Raw genomic sequence first — 16,930 nt, 5'->3', positions numbered from 1 at the left:
ACACTTGGCGCCATGCGGCACGCTGTCTCCTCGGTCACGATCGCGCTGAGCCTCGTCGGCGCGGTCGTGGCACCGGCCGGGCTCGCCCTGGCGGCTCCCGCCGCGGCCCCCGTGCTGGCTGCGGCTCCCAAGAAGAAGTGCACCGTCGACGACAAGCGGCTCCGGGAGCTGTCCGGCCTGGTCGCCACCAGCACCGGCTACGTCGTGATCAACGACGGCACCGAGGACGAGAGCCGCAAACGGGTCTTCTTCCTCGACACGAAGTGCGAGATCGAGAACCCCGTCCGATACACGGGCTCCGGTCCCTACGACACCGAGGACCTGGCCGTCGGGCCGGACAGGAAGACGCTCTTCATCGCCGACACGGGTGACAACGTCGAGGCCAAGACCCGGCGGGAGCGGGTCGCGGTCTGGACCATGCCGCTGAGCGGGTCGAAGCAGCCGGTGCTGCACCGGCTCGCCTACCCGGGCAAGGAGCCGCACGACGCCGAGGCGCTGCTCGTCGGCGACGACAACCTGCCGCTGGTCATCACGAAGGACCTGTCCGGCAAGTCGGAGATCTTCACGCCGACGGCCAAGCTGAAGAGCACTGCGGACACCGAGCCGATCCCGATGAAGAAGGTCGGCGAGGTCACCCTGCCCAAGACCAACACCGAGAACAAGCTGGGCGGCCCCGGCCGCCTGCTGGTCACCGGCGCGGCCCGCTCGCCCGACGGCAGCAAGGTGGTGCTGCGCACGTACGGCGACGCCTTCGAGTTCGACGTGACCGGCGGCAACATCGTCGCCGCGCTGACCACCGGCAAGCCCCGGGTCACCCCCCTCGCCGACCCGTTCGGCGAGGCCATCTCCTACACGCCGGACGGCAAATCCTTCCTCACCGTCTCCGACGGCGGCCTGCTCGACGCCACGGACCCGATCGACATCCTCAGCTACACGCCGGCCACCACCGGCGTCGAGGCGCTGCCCAACGCCGGTAAGACCGACACCAAGCCGGCCGCGCAGAAGTCCTGGATCGAAGGGCTCAGCCTCGACGAGATCACGTACCTCATCGCGGCGGTCGGCGTGCTCGGCGCGCTCATGGTCGGCGCGGGCATCTTCGGCATCCTCCGGGCCCGGCGCAAGCCGGCACCCGCCGAGCCGACCGACGAGCGCGGCGACGATTTCCCGGGCAACTCCGCCTATCCGCCGGGCAACCGGCCCGACGCCCCGCCGCAGGGCGGGGTCTACGGCGGCGGTGGCGGCCCGGGCGGGGTCTACGGCGGCGCCCCGGTGAACGGCGGGCGGCCGGGCGGCGGGGTCTACGGCGGTGGCCGTCCGCAGGGTGGTGGCCGTGGTGGCGCGGTCTACGGCGGCGGCCCATCGGGCGGTGGCGGTCCCCAGGGCGGTGGCCGCCCGCCGGGTGGCGGGGTCTACGGCGGCTCCCCGGGTGGCGGCGGCTACGGCGGCGGCCGGCCCGGTGGGGGCGGAGGTTACGGCCCGGGTCGGGCCGAGCCGCCGCGCCGCGAGCCCGACCGCCGGGACCCGCGTGACGGCCGCTACGGCGGCGGTGGCCAGCAGTACGGCCAGGTCCCCGGCGGTGGCCGGGAGTTCCGGGGCGACCGCTACTGAGCGCAGGAAAACGGGGGGTGACCAACGGTCACCCCCCGTTTTCGTCGTCTCAGATGCGGCGGAGCACGGCGACCACGCGCCCCATGATGGTGGCGTCGTCGCCGGGGATCGGGTCGAAGGCCGGGTTCTGCGGCATCAGCCAGACGTGCCCGTCGCGCCGCCGGTAGGTCTTCACGGTCGCCTCGCCGTCGAGCATGGCCGCCACGATGTCGCCCACCTCGGCGGTCGGCTGCTGCCGGACCACCACCCAGTCGCCGTCGCAGATCGCCGCGTCGAGCATCGAGTCGCCCTTGACCTGGAGCATGAAGACCTCGCCCTCACCGACCAGCTCGCGGGGGAGGGGGAAGATGTCCTCCACCGCCTGCTCGGCGAGGATCGGGCCACCGGCGGCGATCCGACCCAGCATCGGCACGTAGGCGGGGGTGGGGCGCTGGGCGCGGGCCGCCTCGTCGTCGACGTCGCCGGGCGCCCGGACGTCCACGGCGCGCGGCCGGTTGGGGTCGCGGCGCAGGAAGCCCTTCTTTTCCAGCTCCTTGAGCTGGTAGGCGACGCTCGACGGGGAGACCAGGCCGACGGCCTCGCCGATCTCGCGCACGCTCGGCGGGTAGCCGTGGCGCTCGACCCACGTGCGGATGAACTCCAGGATCCGGCGCTGCCGAGCGGTGAGGTCGACCGTCGTCGGATCGGGGAAGCTGCTGACCACCGGGGTGACCGGACGCACGGCGGACTGGGCCGCCCGGGTGCGCGCGGTGCGGGGTCGGCGGGTCGCCGGCGGACCCGCCCCGTCGATCGGCTGCGGGTTCTTCTGCCGGCTGGCCCGGTCCTCGGTCACGTCCGTCCTCCCTGGTCGGCGCTGGGTGCCTCGTCGGCTCGTGGTGCGTGCTCAGGTGGTGCTGTCGACCGGCCCGCCGCAATCCGCCGCGCCCGGTCGTTGTTGACCGTATAGGTGAGATCGGCCATTTTCAAACATCTGTACGACCTGTTGTCGGCGTGTCGTGCCAAAATCCTGGATTTCCGAACGCCTGTTCTGATAAATGGTACGTCGCTGTCGAACGAATGTTCTATCCCGGCGCCCCGTGACCCCGGCGGCCGCCGGCCGTTGGGCTCCTCGGTGCGCCGGGGACGGGGTGGCACGGGTGCGTGATTCTGGCGACTCGCCGGACACGCCGCTCAACTTGACCTCGCTAGTGCGACGGCATACGGTCGACCCCTAGATGTTGTGGTTACATGGGCGTAAGTCGCCTACAGGTTGGGTCCGGTTACCGACCGCACTCCTGCACCGCCGACCCGGCGGCGGCCATCGAGAGATGGTGCCGCCGTGGTGACGCGTGCCCGGAGGCGGGCGGCGGGCCGCGGTCGATGAAGGAGGTAAGGCGATGCGGTGTCCGTACTGCCGGCACGCCGACTCCCGGGTGGTCGACTCGCGGGAGGCCGACGACGGCCAGCTCATCCGACGGCGGCGGTCCTGCCCGGAGTGCGGCAAGCGGTTCACCACCGTCGAGGAGGCGGTGCTCGCGGTGGTCAAGCGCAGCGGGGTGACCGAGCCGTTCAGCCGCACCAAGATCATCGGCGGGGTGCGCAAGGCGTGCCAGGGCCGGCCGGTCGACGACGACTCCATCGCGCTGCTCGCGCAGAAGGTCGAGGAGACCGTCCGGGCCAAGGGGGCCGCCGAGATCCCCAGCCACGAGGTCGGGCTGGCCATCCTCGGGCCGCTGCGCGACCTCGACGAGGTGGCCTACCTGCGGTTCGCGAGCGTCTACCGCTCCTTCGACTCGCTCGCCGACTTCGAGCGCGAGATCGAGACGTTGCGGGCCGCCGCGCGTGCCCGCGAGGGCGCCGGCGCGACCAGTTGAGTTTCACGGATTTCTGACAGTTTGACGATGCGCGGTGGGTGACCGCGCTGACGAGGGGGGCGAGGGCGTGACGACCAGCAAGTCACGGAACAAGGCCGGGGCCGGGCTGAAGATCGAGCGCGTCTGGACGACCGAGGGGGTGCATCCCTACGACGAGGTCACCTGGGAGCGCCGCGACGTCGTCATGACGAACTGGCGGGACGGTTCGATCAACTTCGAGCAGCGCGGGGTGGAGTTCCCCGAGTCCTGGTCGGTCAACGCGGCCAACATCGTGACCACCAAGTACTTCCGGGGCGCGGTGGGGACCCCGGAGCGGGAGTGGTCGCTCAAGCAGCTCATCGACCGGGTGGTCGGCACCTACCGCACCGCCGGTGAGGAGTACGGCTACTTCGCCACCCCGGCCGACGCCGAGGTGTTCGCGCACGAGCTGACCTGGATGCTGCTGCACCAGGTGTTCAGCTTCAACTCGCCGGTCTGGTTCAACGTCGGCACGCCGTCGCCGCAGCAGGTCAGCGCCTGCTTCATCCTGGCCGTCGACGACTCGATGGACTCGATCCTCGACTGGTACAAGGAGGAGGGGCTGATCTTCAAGGGTGGCTCCGGCTCCGGCGTCAACCTGTCCCGGATCCGCTCCTCCCGGGAGCTGCTCTCCTCCGGCGGCAACGCCTCCGGCCCGGTCAGCTTCATGCGCGGCGCGGACGCCTCCGCCGGCACCATCAAGTCCGGCGGCGCCACCCGGCGGGCGGCCAAGATGGTCATCCTCGACGTGGACCACCCGGACATCCAGGAGTTCGTGGTCACCAAGGCGCGCGAGGAGGACAAGATCCGCGCGCTGCGGGACGCCGGCTTCGACATGGACCTGGGCGGCGCCGACATCGTCAGCGTGCAGTACCAGAACGCCAACAACTCGGTCCGGGTCTCGGACGAGTTCATGACCGCGGTGCAGAACGGCGGCGGCTTCGACCTGCGCGGCCGGCTCGACGGCCAGGTCATCGAGACGATCGACGCCAAGAAGCTGTTCCGCAGCATCTCCCAGGCGGCCTGGGAGTGCGCCGACCCCGGCCTGCAGTACGACGACACCATCAACGACTGGCACACCTGCCCGGAGACCGGGCGGATCACCGCGTCGAACCCGTGCTCGGAGTACCTGCACCTGGACAACTCCTCGTGCAACCTGGCCTCGCTGAACCTCATGAAGTTCATGCGCGCCGACGGCGGCTTCGAGGTGGAGAAGTTCGTCAAGTCGGTCGAGTTCGTCATCACCGCGATGGACATCTCGATCTGCTTCGCCGACTTCCCGACCGAGAAGATCGGTGAGACCAGCCGCGCCTACCGGCAGCTCGGCATCGGCTACGCCAACCTGGGCGCGCTGCTGATGGCCTCCGGCCTGCCGTACGACTCGGAGCAGGGCCGGGAGGTCGCCGCGGCGATCACCTCGCTGATGACCGGCACCGCCTACCGCCGCTCCGCGGAGCTGGCCGGCGTCGTTGGCCCGTACGACGGCTACGCCCGCAACGCCGAGCCGCACAAGCGGGTCATGCGCAAGCACGCCGCCGCCAACGACGAGATCAAGCCGACCGGCACGGTGGCCACCGCGATCGTCCGCGAGGCGACCAGGCAGTGGACGCTGGGCAACAAGATCGGCGACAAGAACGGCTGGCGTAACTCGCAGGCCAGCGTCCTCGCGCCGACCGGCACCATCGGCTTCATGATGGACTGCGACACCACCGGCGTGGAGCCGGACCTGGCGCTGGTCAAGTTCAAGAAGCTGGTCGGCGGCGGCTCGATGCAGATCGTCAACCAGACCGTGCCGCGCGCGCTGCGCAGCCTCGGCTACCCCGAGGAGCAGGTCGAGGCGATCATCGAGCACATCGCCGACCACGGACACGTGGTGGACGCCCCGGGTCTCAAGCCGGAGCACTACCCGGTCTTCGACTGCGCCATGGGTGAGCGGTCGATCGCCCCGATGGGCCACGTGCGGATGATGGCGGCGATCCAGCCGTTCGTCTCCGGCGCCATCTCCAAGACGGTCAACATGCCGGAGCAGGCCACCGTCGAGGACGTCGAGAAGATCTACTTCGAGGGCTGGAAGCTCGGCCTCAAGGCGCTGGCGATCTACCGGGACAACTGCAAGGTCGGCCAGCCGCTCTCGGTGGCCAAGTCGAACAAGACCGCCGCCGAGACCCAGCCTCCGGCCGCCGCGGTCGAGAAGGTCGTGGAGAAGGTCGTCGAGTACCGGCCGGTGCGCAAGCGGCTGCCGAAGAAGCGCCCGTCGGAGACCATCTCCTTCTCGGTCGGCGGCGCCGAGGGCTACCTCACCGCCTCGTCGTACCCGGACGACGGCCTCGGTGAGGTCTTCCTCAAGATGTCGAAGCAGGGCTCGACCCTGGCCGGCGTGATGGACGCCTTCTCGGTGGCCATCTCCATCGGTCTCCAGTACGGCGTCCCGCTGGAGACGTACGTCAGCAAGTTCACCAACATGCGCTTCGAGCCGGCCGGCATGACCGACGACCCGGACGTGCGGATGGCGGCCTCGGTGATGGACTACATCTTCCGTCGCCTGGCCCTGGACTTCCTGCCGTACGAGCGCCGCGCGGAGCTGGGCATCTTCACGGCCAAGGAGCGGGCCGCCCAGCTCGCGGCCGAGGCGGAGGCGGAGGCGAGCGGTGCGGACCTCACCGCGATGGCCGCCTCCGCCCCGGTCGAAGCGCCCGAGCCGAAGGCGGTCGCCCAGCCGAAGCAGGAGGTCGCGGACGTCGCCGCCGCCAAGCCGGCGCCGTCGGTGGGCTCCAGCACCGAACTGCTGGAGGCCGTGATCGGCAAGGCCGCGGACGCGCCGCTCTGCTTCACCTGCGGCACGAAGATGCGGCCGGCCGGCAGCTGCTACGTCTGCGAGGGCTGCGGCTCCACCAGCGGCTGCAGCTGACGTACGACCGCTCGCGAGCGCGGCAGGGGCCTCCCTGCCGCGCTCGCGGCTTTTCCGTGACGGGACACACGTCGCCCGTCACCGCAGCCGGCTGGAATGCTCGGGCCATGACCACCGCTGACCGCTACGCCACCTTCGCCCGGGAGGCGCGCGGGGTGTCGCCGGCGTACGAGCGGCTGTCGGAGGCGGTTTCCCGCGACGACGAGCTGCTGGCCCGGATCGAGACCCTCCCGCCGGCCAAGCGCCAGCCGAACCTGCTCTTCGCCGTGGTCCGGCTGCTCGGCGGCCCCGTCACGGATCCGTCCGCCTTCCGCGGGTACGCGCTGGCGAACTGGCCGGCCGTCGAGGCGGAGATGCGGGTCCGGGCCACGCAGACCAACGAGCCGGGCCGGTGTGCCGTACTCCTGCCGGTGCTGGCGTCGCTGCCGCAGCCGCTCGCCCTGCTGGAGGTCGGCGCCTCCGCTGGCCTGAATCTCTACCCCGACCGGTATGCCTACCGCTACGGCGACCACCCGCTCGGCACGGGAGAACCGGTCCTCGACTGCGCGATCGGCGGGACCGTGCCCCCGGCCCGCCGGCCGGAGGTGGTGTGGCGGGCCGGCCTGGACCTCAATCCGCTCGACGTGTGCGACCCGGCCGACGTGGCGTGGCTGGACGCGCTCATCTGGCCGGAGCACGGGCACCGCCGCGAGCGGCTGCGGGCCGCGGCGGCCGTCGCCCGGGCCGAGCCGCCGCGGCTGGTCCGGGGCGACCTGGTGGACGACCTGCCGGCGCTGGCCGCGCGGGCACCCCGGGACGCGACCCTGGTGGTGTTCCACACCGCGGTGCTGTACCAGGTGCCGCCACCCCGGCGGGATGCGTTCGCCGAGGTCGTACGCGGGCTGCCCGGGCACTGGATCGCCAACGAGGACCCCGACGTGCTGCGCTACCCCGCGCTGCCGGAGCCGCCGCCAGACGGGTTCCACAACGTGCTGGCGCTGGACGGGACGCCGCTGGCCTGGACCCGCGGCCACGGCCAGTCCCTCACCTGGTTCGCAGAGAGCCTTCGTGCCCTGCCGCCGGGCGCGACACGGTGATTCCTGGGCAGTTTCCGTTCGCGGGGAACGGTAAGTCTCCAGGATCGACGGCCGAGTGCCGGACGGCGGCGGCTCCGCCGGGAGCGCATGGACCGTTCCTAGACTGAGGCCATGGTGACGCCGCCGGCCGTGGAGGAGTTCGCCGCCGACGTGGCGGCGCTCGGCTGGGTCAGCGACCTGCTGGTCGCCGGGTCGTTGGCGACGGGCGACCACCGGCCCGGCGTGAGCGACCTCGACCTGGTCGCGCTGACCGACGGGCCGGTCGACGACGCGCGGGAGGCCGCGCTCGTCGCCGTGCACCGCCGCCTCGACGCGGACAGCGCCGCCGGGCTGCACCTGGGCTGCGTCTACGTCGACAGCGCCACCATCGCGGACGTCCACCGGAAGCATCCGACGTGGACGCACGGGCAGCTCGTCCAGCGCATCCTGTCCGGCATCACCCGGGCGGAGCTCGTCCGCCACGGGTACGCCGTCCTCGGCCGCCCGCCCGGCGAGGTGTTCCCGCCGGTGAGCGACGACGACGTGCGGGCCGCCGCCCGCGCCGAACTCACCGGCTACTGGGCCTGGGCGGCCCGGCGTCCGTGGTTGTGGCTGGATCCCGCCCTCGCCGACCTCGGCCTCAGCTCGATGGCCCGCGGCCGGCACGCGCTGCGCCACGGCGACCTGCTCACCAAGACCGCGGCGGTCGAGGCGGCCGACGCCCCGGCCTGGCTGATCGGTCAGCTCGCGGCCCGGCGTCGGGGCGAGCGGGTTGCCTCACCCCGCCTCCGCACCGCCCTGATCGCCTGGCGCGACGCCCGCCGCACGGTACGCCGGGCCCACCGGCGGTGATCACGAAGGTGTTGTCCCGACACGCCGGAGCGGGGGGCAACAACTTCATGATCGATGCGTCGCGCCAACCTCGGTGAGGCGGGTGGTGAGGAAGGCGCGTTCGGCGTCGTTGTCGACCAGCTTCAGCGCCTCGCGGTAGGCGTCGGCGGCCTCGGCAGGCCGGTCGAGGCGGCGGAGCAGGTCGGCGCGGATGGCCGGGAGGTAGTGGTAGCCGGCCAGGTGCGGATCGGCCGCCAGTGCGTCGACCTCCGCGAGGGCCGCGGCGGGCCCGTCGACCATGGACACGGCGACCGCCCGGTTCAGCGCCACCACCGGGGACGGCCAGCGCTTGAGCAGCTCGTCGTAGAGGCGGACGACCTGCGGCCAGTCGGTGGCGGCGTAGCTGGGGGCGACCGCGTGCAGCGAGGCGATGGCGGCCTGGAGGGCGTACCGGCCGACCCGGCCGGTGCGGAACGCGCCCAGGACCAGCTGGTTGCCCTCCGCCATGGCGGCCCGGTCCCAGCGGGACCGGTCCTGTTCCTCCAGCACCAGCAGCCGCCCGGCGGCGTCGGTACGGGTGGCCCGGCGGGCGTCGGTGAGCAGCAGCAGGGCGAGCAGGCCCCGGACCTCCGGCTCGTCGGGCATCAGGGCGAGCAGCATCCGGGTCAGGTGCACGGCGCGGTCGACCAGGTCGGCGCGGACCAGGTCGGCGCCGGTCGGCGCGGTGTGCCCGGCGGTGAAGAGCAGATGGATCACGGTGAGCACCGCGTCGAGCCGTTCGGGCAGCTCGGCGGCCTCCGGAACCCGGTAGGGGATCCGAGCGGCGGCGATCTTCTTCTTGGCCCGGGTCACCCGGGCCGCCATGGTCGTCTCGGTGACCAGGAACGCGCGGGCGATGTCGCCGGTGGCCACCCCGCAGACCAGGCGCAGGGTCAGCGCCACCTGGGCCTCCCGGGCCAGCGCCGGGTGGCAGCAGGTGAAGACCAGCCGCAGCCGGTCGTCGGGGACCGGGTCCCCGCCGGGCTCCTCCACCATCTCGGCCTCCGCCGGCTCGACGAGCAGGGGCATCTTCGACCGGAACACCTTCTCCCGGCGCAGCACGTCGAGCGCCTTGCGCTTCGCCGTGGCGGTCAGCCAGGCGCCCGGCTTGTCGGGTACGCCGTCGCGCGCCCACGCGGCCAGGGCGGCCACGTACGCGTCCTGCACGCACTCCTCGGCCACGTCGAGGTCGCCGGCGACGCGCGCCGTCGCGGCGAGCACGAAGGCCCACTCGCGACGGTGCGCGTCCGCCACCGCCCGTTCGGCGGCGACCGTGGCGGCGTCGCTCACTCGGCCGGCGGCTGGAAGAGCGGCCGGACCTCGACGCCGCCGTCGATGGTGGCCGGGTTCAGCTTGGCGATCTTCAGGGCCACGTCCAGGTCGGGCGCCTCCAGGATGAAGAACCCGGCGACGACCTCCTTGGCCTCGATGAACGGGCCGTCGGTCACCACGTCGCCGCGGATCGCCGTGGCCGTGGTGCTCGGCTGGAGCGCGAACCCGGTGAGGATCTGCCCGCCCAGCTCGGCGACCTGGTCGCCGTAGCGCTCCAGCAGGGCCACGTAGTCGGGGGTCAGGTCCATCGGGTCGGCCGGCGCGGGCGAGTAGACGAGGACTGCGTACTGGGCCATCGGTCTCTCCTTGGGGGTTGTCGTTTCCCTCTTCCGTCTCACCGACGGACGGGCGCGGCCGGATTCGACAGCGGTCCGGGAAAAATCCTGCCTCTTTTCAGGACGCCGCGAAGTCCCGCATCCGCCGCAGCGGCGAGAAAACCACGAACAGCGCCGCGCTCCACATGCCGAGCACGCAGACCAGCAGCGCCGGGCGCAGCCCGAGCCGGGTGCCGAGGGCGCCGCCGAGCAGGGCGCCCAGCGGGATCACGCCGTAGCAGATCCACAGGAACGCGGCGTTGACCCGGCCGAGCAGCCCGGCCGGGGTGACCCGCTGCCGGTAGGACATGGCCGCCACGTTGAACAGCACCGCGTTGGCCGCGAACGCCGCCGTGCCGATCGCGTAGAGCAGGGCGCCCCAGCCGGGCCGGGCCAGCGGCATCAGCAGGTAGAGCGGGCCGGGCGCGGCCATCGACACCCAGATGGTCCGGGCGCCGCCGAGCAGCGCGGCCACCCGCCCGGCGAGCACACCGGCCAGCAGCCCGCCCACCGAACCCAGGCTGAACAAGAGGCCGATGGTGGCCGGGGCGGCGTGCAGCACGCGCAGCAGGTACGGCACCTCGATCGCCTTGGCGGCCATGACGAAGAAGTTCGAGGTGGCGGTGCAGGCGAGCACCAGGGCGAGGATCCGCTGCCGGCGGATGAAGCCGAGCCCCTCGGTCAGCGCCGCCCGGACCGGCACCCGGCCCTCGGTGCGTGGCGCCGGGCGGTGCCGGACCAGCAGCAGCGTGACGGCGCTGGCCAGGAAGCTGGCGGCGTCGGCGACGAAGGTCCGGGCCGCGCCGAGCAGGCCGACGAGCACGCCGCCGGCACTCGGCCCGGCCAGCTGGGCCAGGTTCTCGCTCACCTCCAGCCGCGCGTTGGCCGAGGTGAGGTCCTCCGCCGGCACGAGCGCGGGCAGCAGGCTCCGGTACGCCACCGTGAACACGACGGTCAGCACGCCGGAGAGCCCGACCACCGCATACAGGAAGGCCAGCGTGAGGTGGCCGGCCAGGGCGACCACCGGCACCGACAGCAGCAGCGCCGCCCGGCCCAGGTCGCACGCGACCATCAGCCGCCGCTGGTCGACCCGGTCGGCCAGCATCCCGGCCGGCAGCGAGAAGAAGAGGTACGGCAGCCAGGCCAGGAAGGTGAGCAGGGAGACCTGGAAGACGGTGGCGTCGAGCACGTCCGCGGCGAGCAGCGGCACCGCCACCCCGGAGACCCGGGTGCCCACCTCGCTGACCGTCTGGCCGCTCCAGAGCAGCAGGAAGTCCCGGCTCCGCCACAGCGAGGTGCGGGTGCCGGTGGTCGGGGGCGTCAGTTGCTGGGTCACTGCTCGGGCCTGTCCGTCGAGGTCGCGGGTGTGCGACCCGGCACGGTATCCCGTCGGGCCGCTGCGGGGCGCGGCATTTCCCCCGGCCGGAGACGTTCGTCGCCGAGCCGGGCCGGGTGCGGGCGGACGCGGGGCCGGCCGGCGACTAGGGTCGTCTTTCATGATCGAACCGAACTGGCTCACCGAGACGCGCGCCGCCTACGACACGGTGGCCGTGGACTACGCGCGGCTGATCCCCGACGTGCTGGAGGGCCCGCTCGACCGGGGGATGCTGACCGCGTTCGCGGAGCTGGTGGGGCCCGGCCGGCCGGTGCTGGAGGCAGGCTGCGGGACCGGCCGGATCACCGCCCACCTGCGCGGTCTCGGGCTCGACATCTCCGGGGTCGACCTCTCCCCGGGCATGCTCGAGGTGGCCCGCCGGAACTATCCGGAGCTGCGCTTCGAGGTCGGCTCGATGACCGCGCTGGACATCCCCGACGCGGCGCTGGCCGGCCTCGTGGCCTGGTACTCGATCATCCACCTGCCGCCGGACCTGCTGCCCGGGGTGTTCGCCGAGTTCCACCGGGTGCTCGCCCCGGGCGGTCACCTGCTGGTCGCGGTCAAGGCCGGCGACCAGCGGATCCGGCTGGAGCAGGCGTACGGCCACACCGTCTCGTACGACGTGTACTGGCTGCCGCCGGAACGGCTGGCCGAACAGCTCACCGCGGCCGGATTCGCGGTGCACGCCACGCTGGTCCGCGAAGCGGAGGAGCTCGACCGGGGGCCGCAGGCGTTCCTGCTCGCCCGGAAGGCCGACCGGTGACCGTCGCGCTCTTCACCCTGGGCGGCACGATCGCCATGGCCGGCACCCGAGCGCAGGGCGTGGTCAGCCGGCTCACCGGCGCCGACCTCACGGCCGCCGTACCGGGGCTGGCCGACATCCCGCTCGACGTGCGGGACGTCGAGGCGGTGCCCAGCGCCGCCCTGGCGTACCGGCAGATCCTGGACCTGGTGGACGCGGCGGGCGCGGCGGTCGCCGACGGGGCGGCCGGCGTGGTGGTGACCCAGGGCACCGACACTCTGGAGGAGACCGCCTTCCTGGCCGACCTGGTCTGGCCGCACCCGGCGCCGCTGGTGTTCACCGGTGCGATGCGGAACCCCACCCTCGCCGGCCCGGACGGCCCGGCCAACCTGCTCGCCGCCGCCCGGGTCGCCGCCGCGCCGGCCGCGCGGGACCTCGGGGTGCTGGTGGCGTTCAACGACGAGATCCACGCGGCCCGCTTCGTCCGCAAGACCCACAGCACCAGCACGGCGACCTTCGCCGCACCGAACGCGGGCCCGCTCGGGCACGTCATCGAGGGGGAGGTACGGCTGCTGACCCGCCCGCCCCGGCACACCCCGCTGCCGCCGGTGGACCGCGACCGGCTGGCCGCCACCCGGGTGGCGCTGCACACCGTCACCCTCGACGACGACCCGGCGCTGCTCGACGCGGTCGCCCCGGGCCTGGACGGCCTGGTGGTGGCCGGCTTCGGGGTGGGGCACGTGCCGCCCGACTTCGCCCCGGCGCTGGGCGAGCTGGCCGCGCGGATGCCGGTGGTGCTCGCCTCCCGGACGGGGGCCGGGTCGGTGCTGCGGAACACCTACGGCGCGGTCGGCTCCGAGACCGACCTGCGGCGGCGCGGGCTGATCCGCGGTGGGCTGCTCGACCCGTACAAGGCGAAGGTGCTGCTCCGGCTGCTCCTGGCCTCCGGCGCGGACCGGGCGGCGGTCGCCACGGCGTTCGACCGGCACGGCTGAGCGCCACCCCCGCGTTAGGAGGGGGCCCCTGCTAGGCAGAAGGCGTTAACAAGGGGCCCTTCCTTACACTCGCCGGGTGACCGGAGAGCGACGACCCCTGGCGGACCGGCCGTTGACCGAGCCGCACCCGTCGCGGCTGTCGCCCGACCACGCGGACCGGGCGCGGATCCTGGCCGCGCACGACGCCGCCCTGGCCGCCGGTGAGGCCGGCTACCTGGACCCGGCGACCGGACTGTTCGTGCTCAGCGCCGGTTTCCTGGCCCGCCGGGGCACGTGCTGCGGGCGAGGATGCCGGCACTGTCCGTACGTGGACGATTGAGGACTTCCGTCCCGGCAGGGTTGCCCGTACGGTGGCCGACGGACATCCGGCGGGCGGCCCCCGCCGACGACTGCGGAGGTCTCCACGTGCGCGCCCGTACCTGGCTGGCCGCTTCGGCCGTACTGCTGACCGCCGGCTGCGCCGCCGAGGCCACACCGGTCGAGGTGCCGGCGGGGGAGCCGAGGGCGGTCGAGGTGTCCGCCGCCTCGTCCGGCGGGGCGTGCCGGCTGCTCGACTTCGCGGTGATCGCCAAGCACACGGGCGGCAGGTTCGACGTGGCCGCCGCCATGGACAAGGGCGACACACACACCTGCGTGGTCCGGGCCGAGCGGGCCGTGCTGCCGGAGCTGACCCTGACGGTGACCGACACGTCGATCGACACGTCGACCTTCACCCTCGACGTGCTGCCCCGGGGCGCCAAGAAGGTGACCAAGCTCGGGAAGATCGCCTACCGGCACACGCTGCCGAAGACCGCGAAGAGCGGCCCGGCGGCGGAGGTGGGCTGGCTGGCCGGCGAGGGGCGGCTGGCCACGCTGCGCTGGACCAGCCCGCGTGGCACCGCCACGGCCGAGGCCGACAAGGCGGCCGGCAAGCTGGTCAACCTCGCCAAGGTGATCGACACCCGGCAGCTCTGACAGCCGGGCTCGGCAGCGGGCTGGGGGGGTCAGCGGGCCGCGACGAACACCCGGGAGGCCACCTCGCGGGGCAGCCGGACCCGGTCGCCGGAGCGGTCGATGGAGACGCCGTCGCGTTCCTGGGCCACGGTCACCGTGGCGCCCGGGTCGACGCCCGCCGCGTGCAGCTGCCGGAGGACGTCGGCGTCGGTCTGCACGCTCTCGCAGATCCGCCGCACCACGACCGGCCCGGACAGGCCCGGGAAGGCCAGGTTCCGCTCGCCCTCCGCGGTCTCGACCTCGCGCAGACCCGGTTCGCCCAGCTCCTCCAGGCCCGGGATCGGGTTGCCGTAGGGGGAGCGGGTCGGGCGGTTGAGCAGGTCGTAGACCCGCTTCTCCACCGCGTCGCTCATCACGTGCTCCCAGCGGCAGGCCTCGTCGTGGGCCTCCTCGTAGGGCATCCCGATCACGTTGACGAGCAGCAGCTCGGCGAGCCGGTGCTTGCGCATGACCGACACCGCCGTGCCGCGGCCCTGCGCGGTGAGCATCAGGTGGCGGTCGCCCTCGACGGTGAGCAGGCCGTCCCGCTCCATCCGGGCGACGGTCTGGCTGACGGTGGGACCGCTCTGCTTCAACCGCTCCGCGATCCGCGCACGCAGCGGCGGCACCCCCTCCTCCTCCAGCTCGAGGATGGTGCGCAGGTACATCTCGGTCGTGTCGACCAGGTCATGCTTCACGTCAGCGTCCCTCCGGCGTTCGATGCTACCCCGGACCCCCGACGATGCAGGGACGCCGAACCGGGAGGTCGCTGCCCGGATGGTGTTGACTGGACCGCATGTCCGGAACCGAAGACCTGCTCGTCGAGCCCGACCGGCTCGCCACCGAGCTCGACCGCGCCGATCCGCCCACCCTCCTGGACGTCCGCTGGCGGCTCGCCGGGCCGCCCGGCCGGGAGGACTACACGGCCGGTCACCTGCCCGGCGCGGTCTTCGTGGACCTGGACACCGAGCTGTGCGGCCGGCCGGGCGCCGCCGGCCGACACCCGCTGCCCGACCCCGCCGCACTCCAGACCGCGCTGCGGGCCGCCGGCGTCCGCGCCGGGCATCCCGTCGTGGTGTACGACGGCGGCGACGGCCTGTCGGCCGCCCGCGCCTGGTGGACCCTGCGCTGGGCCTGCCACCGGGCGGTCCGGGTGCTGCACGGCGGCTTCCCGGCCTGGGTCGCGGCCGGCGGACCCGTCTCGACCGACGCGCCCGCGCCCGCGCCCGGCGACGTCACGGTCCGCCCCGGCGAGCTGCCGGTGCTGGACGCGGGGGAGGCCGCCCGGCTGGCCGCGGCCGACGCCGGGGTGCTGCTCGACGTGCGGGGCGCCCCGCGCTACCGGGGCGAGACCGAGCCGATCGACCCGGTCGCCGGGCACGTCCCGGGCGCGGTCAACCTGCCCGCCCCGGAGTACGTCACCGAGGGGCGCTTCCCGGCCGCCGAGGCGCTGCGTGAGCGGTTCGCCGCCGCCGGGGTGACCCCGGAGGCGCCGGTCGGCGCGTACTGCGGATCGGGGGTGACCGCCGCCCAGGCGGTCCTGGCGCTGCACCTGGCCGGCCGCCCGGACGCCGCCCTGTACGTCGGCTCGTGGAGCGACTGGGTGGCCGACCCGGACCGTCCGGTCGCCACCGGGTAGCCAGCCGGGCCGCCGCGGCGCGCGTGTGATGAGCCGGCCCCGGCCCGCGTGCGACGATGGCCCCATGGCCGACGACACGGTGGTGGTGTGGGACGAGGCCCTGCTCGGGTACGACATGGGCGACCATCCCCTCGACCCGGTGCGGGTCGAGTTGACCATGGCGCTCGCCCGCGAGCTGGGGGTGCTGGACCGGCCCGGGGTCCGGCTGGTGAAGCCGGAGCCGGCCGACGACGCCCTGCTCACCCGGGTGCACGACCCGCGCTACCTGGAGGCGGTCCGGGCCGCGCCCCGCGACCCGCTCTTCGCCGGCTTCGGCCTCGGCACCTCCGACAACCCGGTCTTCGACGGCATGCACGAGTCGAGCGCGCTGATCGCCGGGGCGAGCGTGGCCGCCGCCGAGGCGGTCTGGCGCGGCGACGCCCGGCGGGCGGTCAACGTGGCCGGCGGGCTGCACCACGCCATGCCGGCCCGGGCCTCCGGCTTCTGCGTCTACAACGACCCGGCGGTGGCCATCGCCCGCCTGCTCGACCTGGGCGCGGAGCGCGTCGCGTACGTGGACGTGGACGTGCACCACGGCGACGGGGTGCAGGAGATCTTCTACCGGGACCCGCGGGTGCTCACGGTCAGCCTGCACGAGACCCCGCTCGCGCTCTTCCCCGGCACGGGGTTCCCCGACGAGACCGGCGGCCCGGGCGCGGAGGGGTCGGCGGTCAACGTGCCGCTGCCGCCGGGGATCGGCGACCCGGGGTGGCAGCGCGCGTTCCACGCGATCGTGCCGGCGGTGCTGCGGGCGTTCCGGCCGCAGGTGCTGGTCACCCAGTGCGGGGCGGACGCGCACCGGCTCGACCCCCTGGCCGACCTGCACCTCTCCGTCGACGGGCAGCGGGCCACCTACCGGGCGCTGCGGGCGCTCGCCGACGAGCTCTGCGACGGCCGCTGGGTGGCCCTCGGCGGCGGCGGGTACGCGCTGGTCGAGGTGGTGCCGCGGGCCTGGACGCACCTGCTCGCGGTGGCCACCGGGGAGCCGCTCGACCCGGCCACCCTGACCCCGCCGGGCTGGCGGGAACTGGCGGCGCGACGGCGGCCCGGGCAGGAGGTGCCGCTGCGGATGACCGACGACGTCGACCCGTCGTACCAGCCGTGGCAGCCCAGCGGCGAGCCGACCGCCGTGGACCGGGCCATCGCGGCGACCCGCAAGGCGGTCTTCCCGCTGCACGGGCTCGACCCGCACGATCCCCGCGACTGACCG

Annotated in this window: 16 protein-coding genes; 11 read left to right on the top strand and 5 right to left on the bottom strand. The window is 73.7% G+C overall.

Annotated elements, in window-relative coordinates:
• Window positions 1-12 precede the first annotated feature (12 nt).
• The gene (locus RMN56_RS03605) at window positions 13-1,608 is read left to right on the top strand and encodes a hypothetical protein (RefSeq protein ID WP_313722420.1); all 1,596 of its coding nucleotides are present in this window, start codon (window positions 13-15) and stop codon (window positions 1,606-1,608) included.
• A gap of 49 nt (window positions 1,609-1,657) precedes the next feature.
• On the opposite strand, the gene lexA is transcribed toward RMN56_RS03605, so the two are convergent.
• Window positions 1,658-2,440, bottom strand: a complete 783-nt coding sequence (gene lexA / locus RMN56_RS03600) for a transcriptional repressor LexA (RefSeq protein ID WP_313722419.1) — start codon at window positions 2,438-2,440, stop codon at window positions 1,658-1,660.
• A 544-nt stretch (window positions 2,441-2,984) separates the two neighbouring features.
• Here lexA and nrdR point away from each other — a divergent pair.
• The 4 genes from nrdR to RMN56_RS03580 all read left to right on the top strand — a co-directional run bounded on the left by nrdR (window position 2,985) and on the right by RMN56_RS03580 (window position 8,294).
• Window positions 2,985-3,461 (top strand): transcriptional regulator NrdR, encoded by a 477-nt coding sequence (nrdR, locus tag RMN56_RS03595; protein ID WP_313722418.1) that lies wholly within the window; start codon window positions 2,985-2,987, stop codon window positions 3,459-3,461.
• A 34-nt stretch (window positions 3,462-3,495) separates the two neighbouring features.
• The gene (locus RMN56_RS03590) at window positions 3,496-6,387 is read left to right on the top strand and encodes a vitamin B12-dependent ribonucleotide reductase (protein ID WP_313722417.1); all 2,892 of its coding nucleotides are present in this window, start codon (window positions 3,496-3,498) and stop codon (window positions 6,385-6,387) included.
• A gap of 107 nt (window positions 6,388-6,494) precedes the next feature.
• On the top strand, window positions 6,495-7,463 hold the full coding sequence (locus RMN56_RS03585) for a DUF2332 domain-containing protein (RefSeq protein WP_313722416.1): 969 nt from the start codon (window positions 6,495-6,497) through the stop codon (window positions 7,461-7,463).
• A 111-nt stretch (window positions 7,464-7,574) separates the two neighbouring features.
• Window positions 7,575-8,294 carry a nucleotidyltransferase domain-containing protein gene (locus RMN56_RS03580; RefSeq protein WP_313722415.1) on the top strand — a complete coding sequence of 240 codons (720 nt, stop codon included), beginning with the start codon at window positions 7,575-7,577 and terminating at the stop codon, window positions 8,292-8,294.
• A 45-nt stretch (window positions 8,295-8,339) separates the two neighbouring features.
• Here the strand turns inward: RMN56_RS03580 and RMN56_RS03575 are convergent, their stop codons facing one another.
• The 3 genes from RMN56_RS03575 to RMN56_RS03565 all read right to left on the bottom strand — a co-directional run bounded on the left by RMN56_RS03575 (window position 8,340) and on the right by RMN56_RS03565 (window position 11,294).
• Window positions 8,340-9,533: an RNA polymerase sigma factor gene (locus RMN56_RS03575; protein ID WP_313724640.1), complete on the bottom strand. Its 1,194-nt coding sequence runs from the start codon at window positions 9,531-9,533 to the stop codon at window positions 8,340-8,342.
• 65 nt (window positions 9,534-9,598) lie between these two features.
• Window positions 9,599-9,940, bottom strand: coding sequence for a YciI family protein (locus RMN56_RS03570; RefSeq protein ID WP_262284531.1), 342 nt, complete (start codon window positions 9,938-9,940; stop codon window positions 9,599-9,601).
• A 97-nt stretch (window positions 9,941-10,037) separates the two neighbouring features.
• On the bottom strand, window positions 10,038-11,294 hold the full coding sequence (locus tag RMN56_RS03565) for an MFS transporter (protein ID WP_313722414.1): 1,257 nt from the start codon (window positions 11,292-11,294) through the stop codon (window positions 10,038-10,040).
• Between the two features lie 160 nt (window positions 11,295-11,454).
• On the opposite strand from RMN56_RS03565, the gene RMN56_RS03560 reads away from it, so the two are divergent.
• The 4 genes from RMN56_RS03560 (at window position 11,455) to RMN56_RS03545 (ending at window position 14,024) form a co-directional block, all read left to right on the top strand.
• Window positions 11,455-12,096 (top strand): class I SAM-dependent DNA methyltransferase, encoded by a 642-nt coding sequence (locus RMN56_RS03560; RefSeq protein WP_313722413.1) that lies wholly within the window; start codon window positions 11,455-11,457, stop codon window positions 12,094-12,096.
• Window positions 12,093-13,070, top strand: a complete 978-nt coding sequence (locus tag RMN56_RS03555) for an asparaginase (RefSeq protein ID WP_313722412.1) — start codon at window positions 12,093-12,095, stop codon at window positions 13,068-13,070. Before RMN56_RS03560 ends, RMN56_RS03555 begins: the two co-directional genes overlap by 4 nt.
• Before the next feature lie 76 nt (window positions 13,071-13,146).
• Entirely contained in the window at window positions 13,147-13,389 is a 243-nt protein-coding gene (locus tag RMN56_RS03550) for a DUF5522 domain-containing protein (protein WP_313722411.1), read from the top strand.
• Between the two features lie 86 nt (window positions 13,390-13,475).
• Window positions 13,476-14,024: a hypothetical protein gene (locus RMN56_RS03545; RefSeq protein WP_313722410.1), complete on the top strand. Its 549-nt coding sequence runs from the start codon at window positions 13,476-13,478 to the stop codon at window positions 14,022-14,024.
• 29 nt (window positions 14,025-14,053) lie between these two features.
• On the opposite strand, the gene RMN56_RS03540 is transcribed toward RMN56_RS03545, so the two are convergent.
• Window positions 14,054-14,740 carry an iron-dependent transcriptional repressor DtxR gene (locus RMN56_RS03540; RefSeq protein ID WP_313722409.1) on the bottom strand — a complete coding sequence of 229 codons (687 nt, stop codon included), beginning with the start codon at window positions 14,738-14,740 and terminating at the stop codon, window positions 14,054-14,056.
• Window positions 14,741-14,838: 98 nt separating this feature from the next.
• Here RMN56_RS03540 and RMN56_RS03535 point away from each other — a divergent pair, with 98 nt between their 5' ends.
• Together RMN56_RS03535 and RMN56_RS03530 are read left to right on the top strand one after the other, a co-directional pair.
• Entirely contained in the window at window positions 14,839-15,681 is an 843-nt protein-coding gene (locus RMN56_RS03535; RefSeq protein WP_313722408.1) for a sulfurtransferase, read from the top strand.
• Window positions 15,682-15,745: 64 nt separating this feature from the next.
• Window positions 15,746-16,927, top strand: a complete 1,182-nt coding sequence (locus RMN56_RS03530; protein WP_313722407.1) for an acetoin utilization protein AcuC — start codon at window positions 15,746-15,748, stop codon at window positions 16,925-16,927.
• The last annotated feature ends 3 nt before the right edge of the window (window positions 16,928-16,930 follow it).

Origin of the sequence: Micromonospora halotolerans (genome assembly GCF_032108445.1) — a bacterium.
GTDB lineage: Bacteria > Actinomycetota > Actinomycetes > Mycobacteriales > Micromonosporaceae > Micromonospora > Micromonospora halotolerans.
The sequence above is the reverse complement of the archived record's forward strand: the minus strand, read 5'-3'. Positions and strand labels throughout refer to the sequence as shown.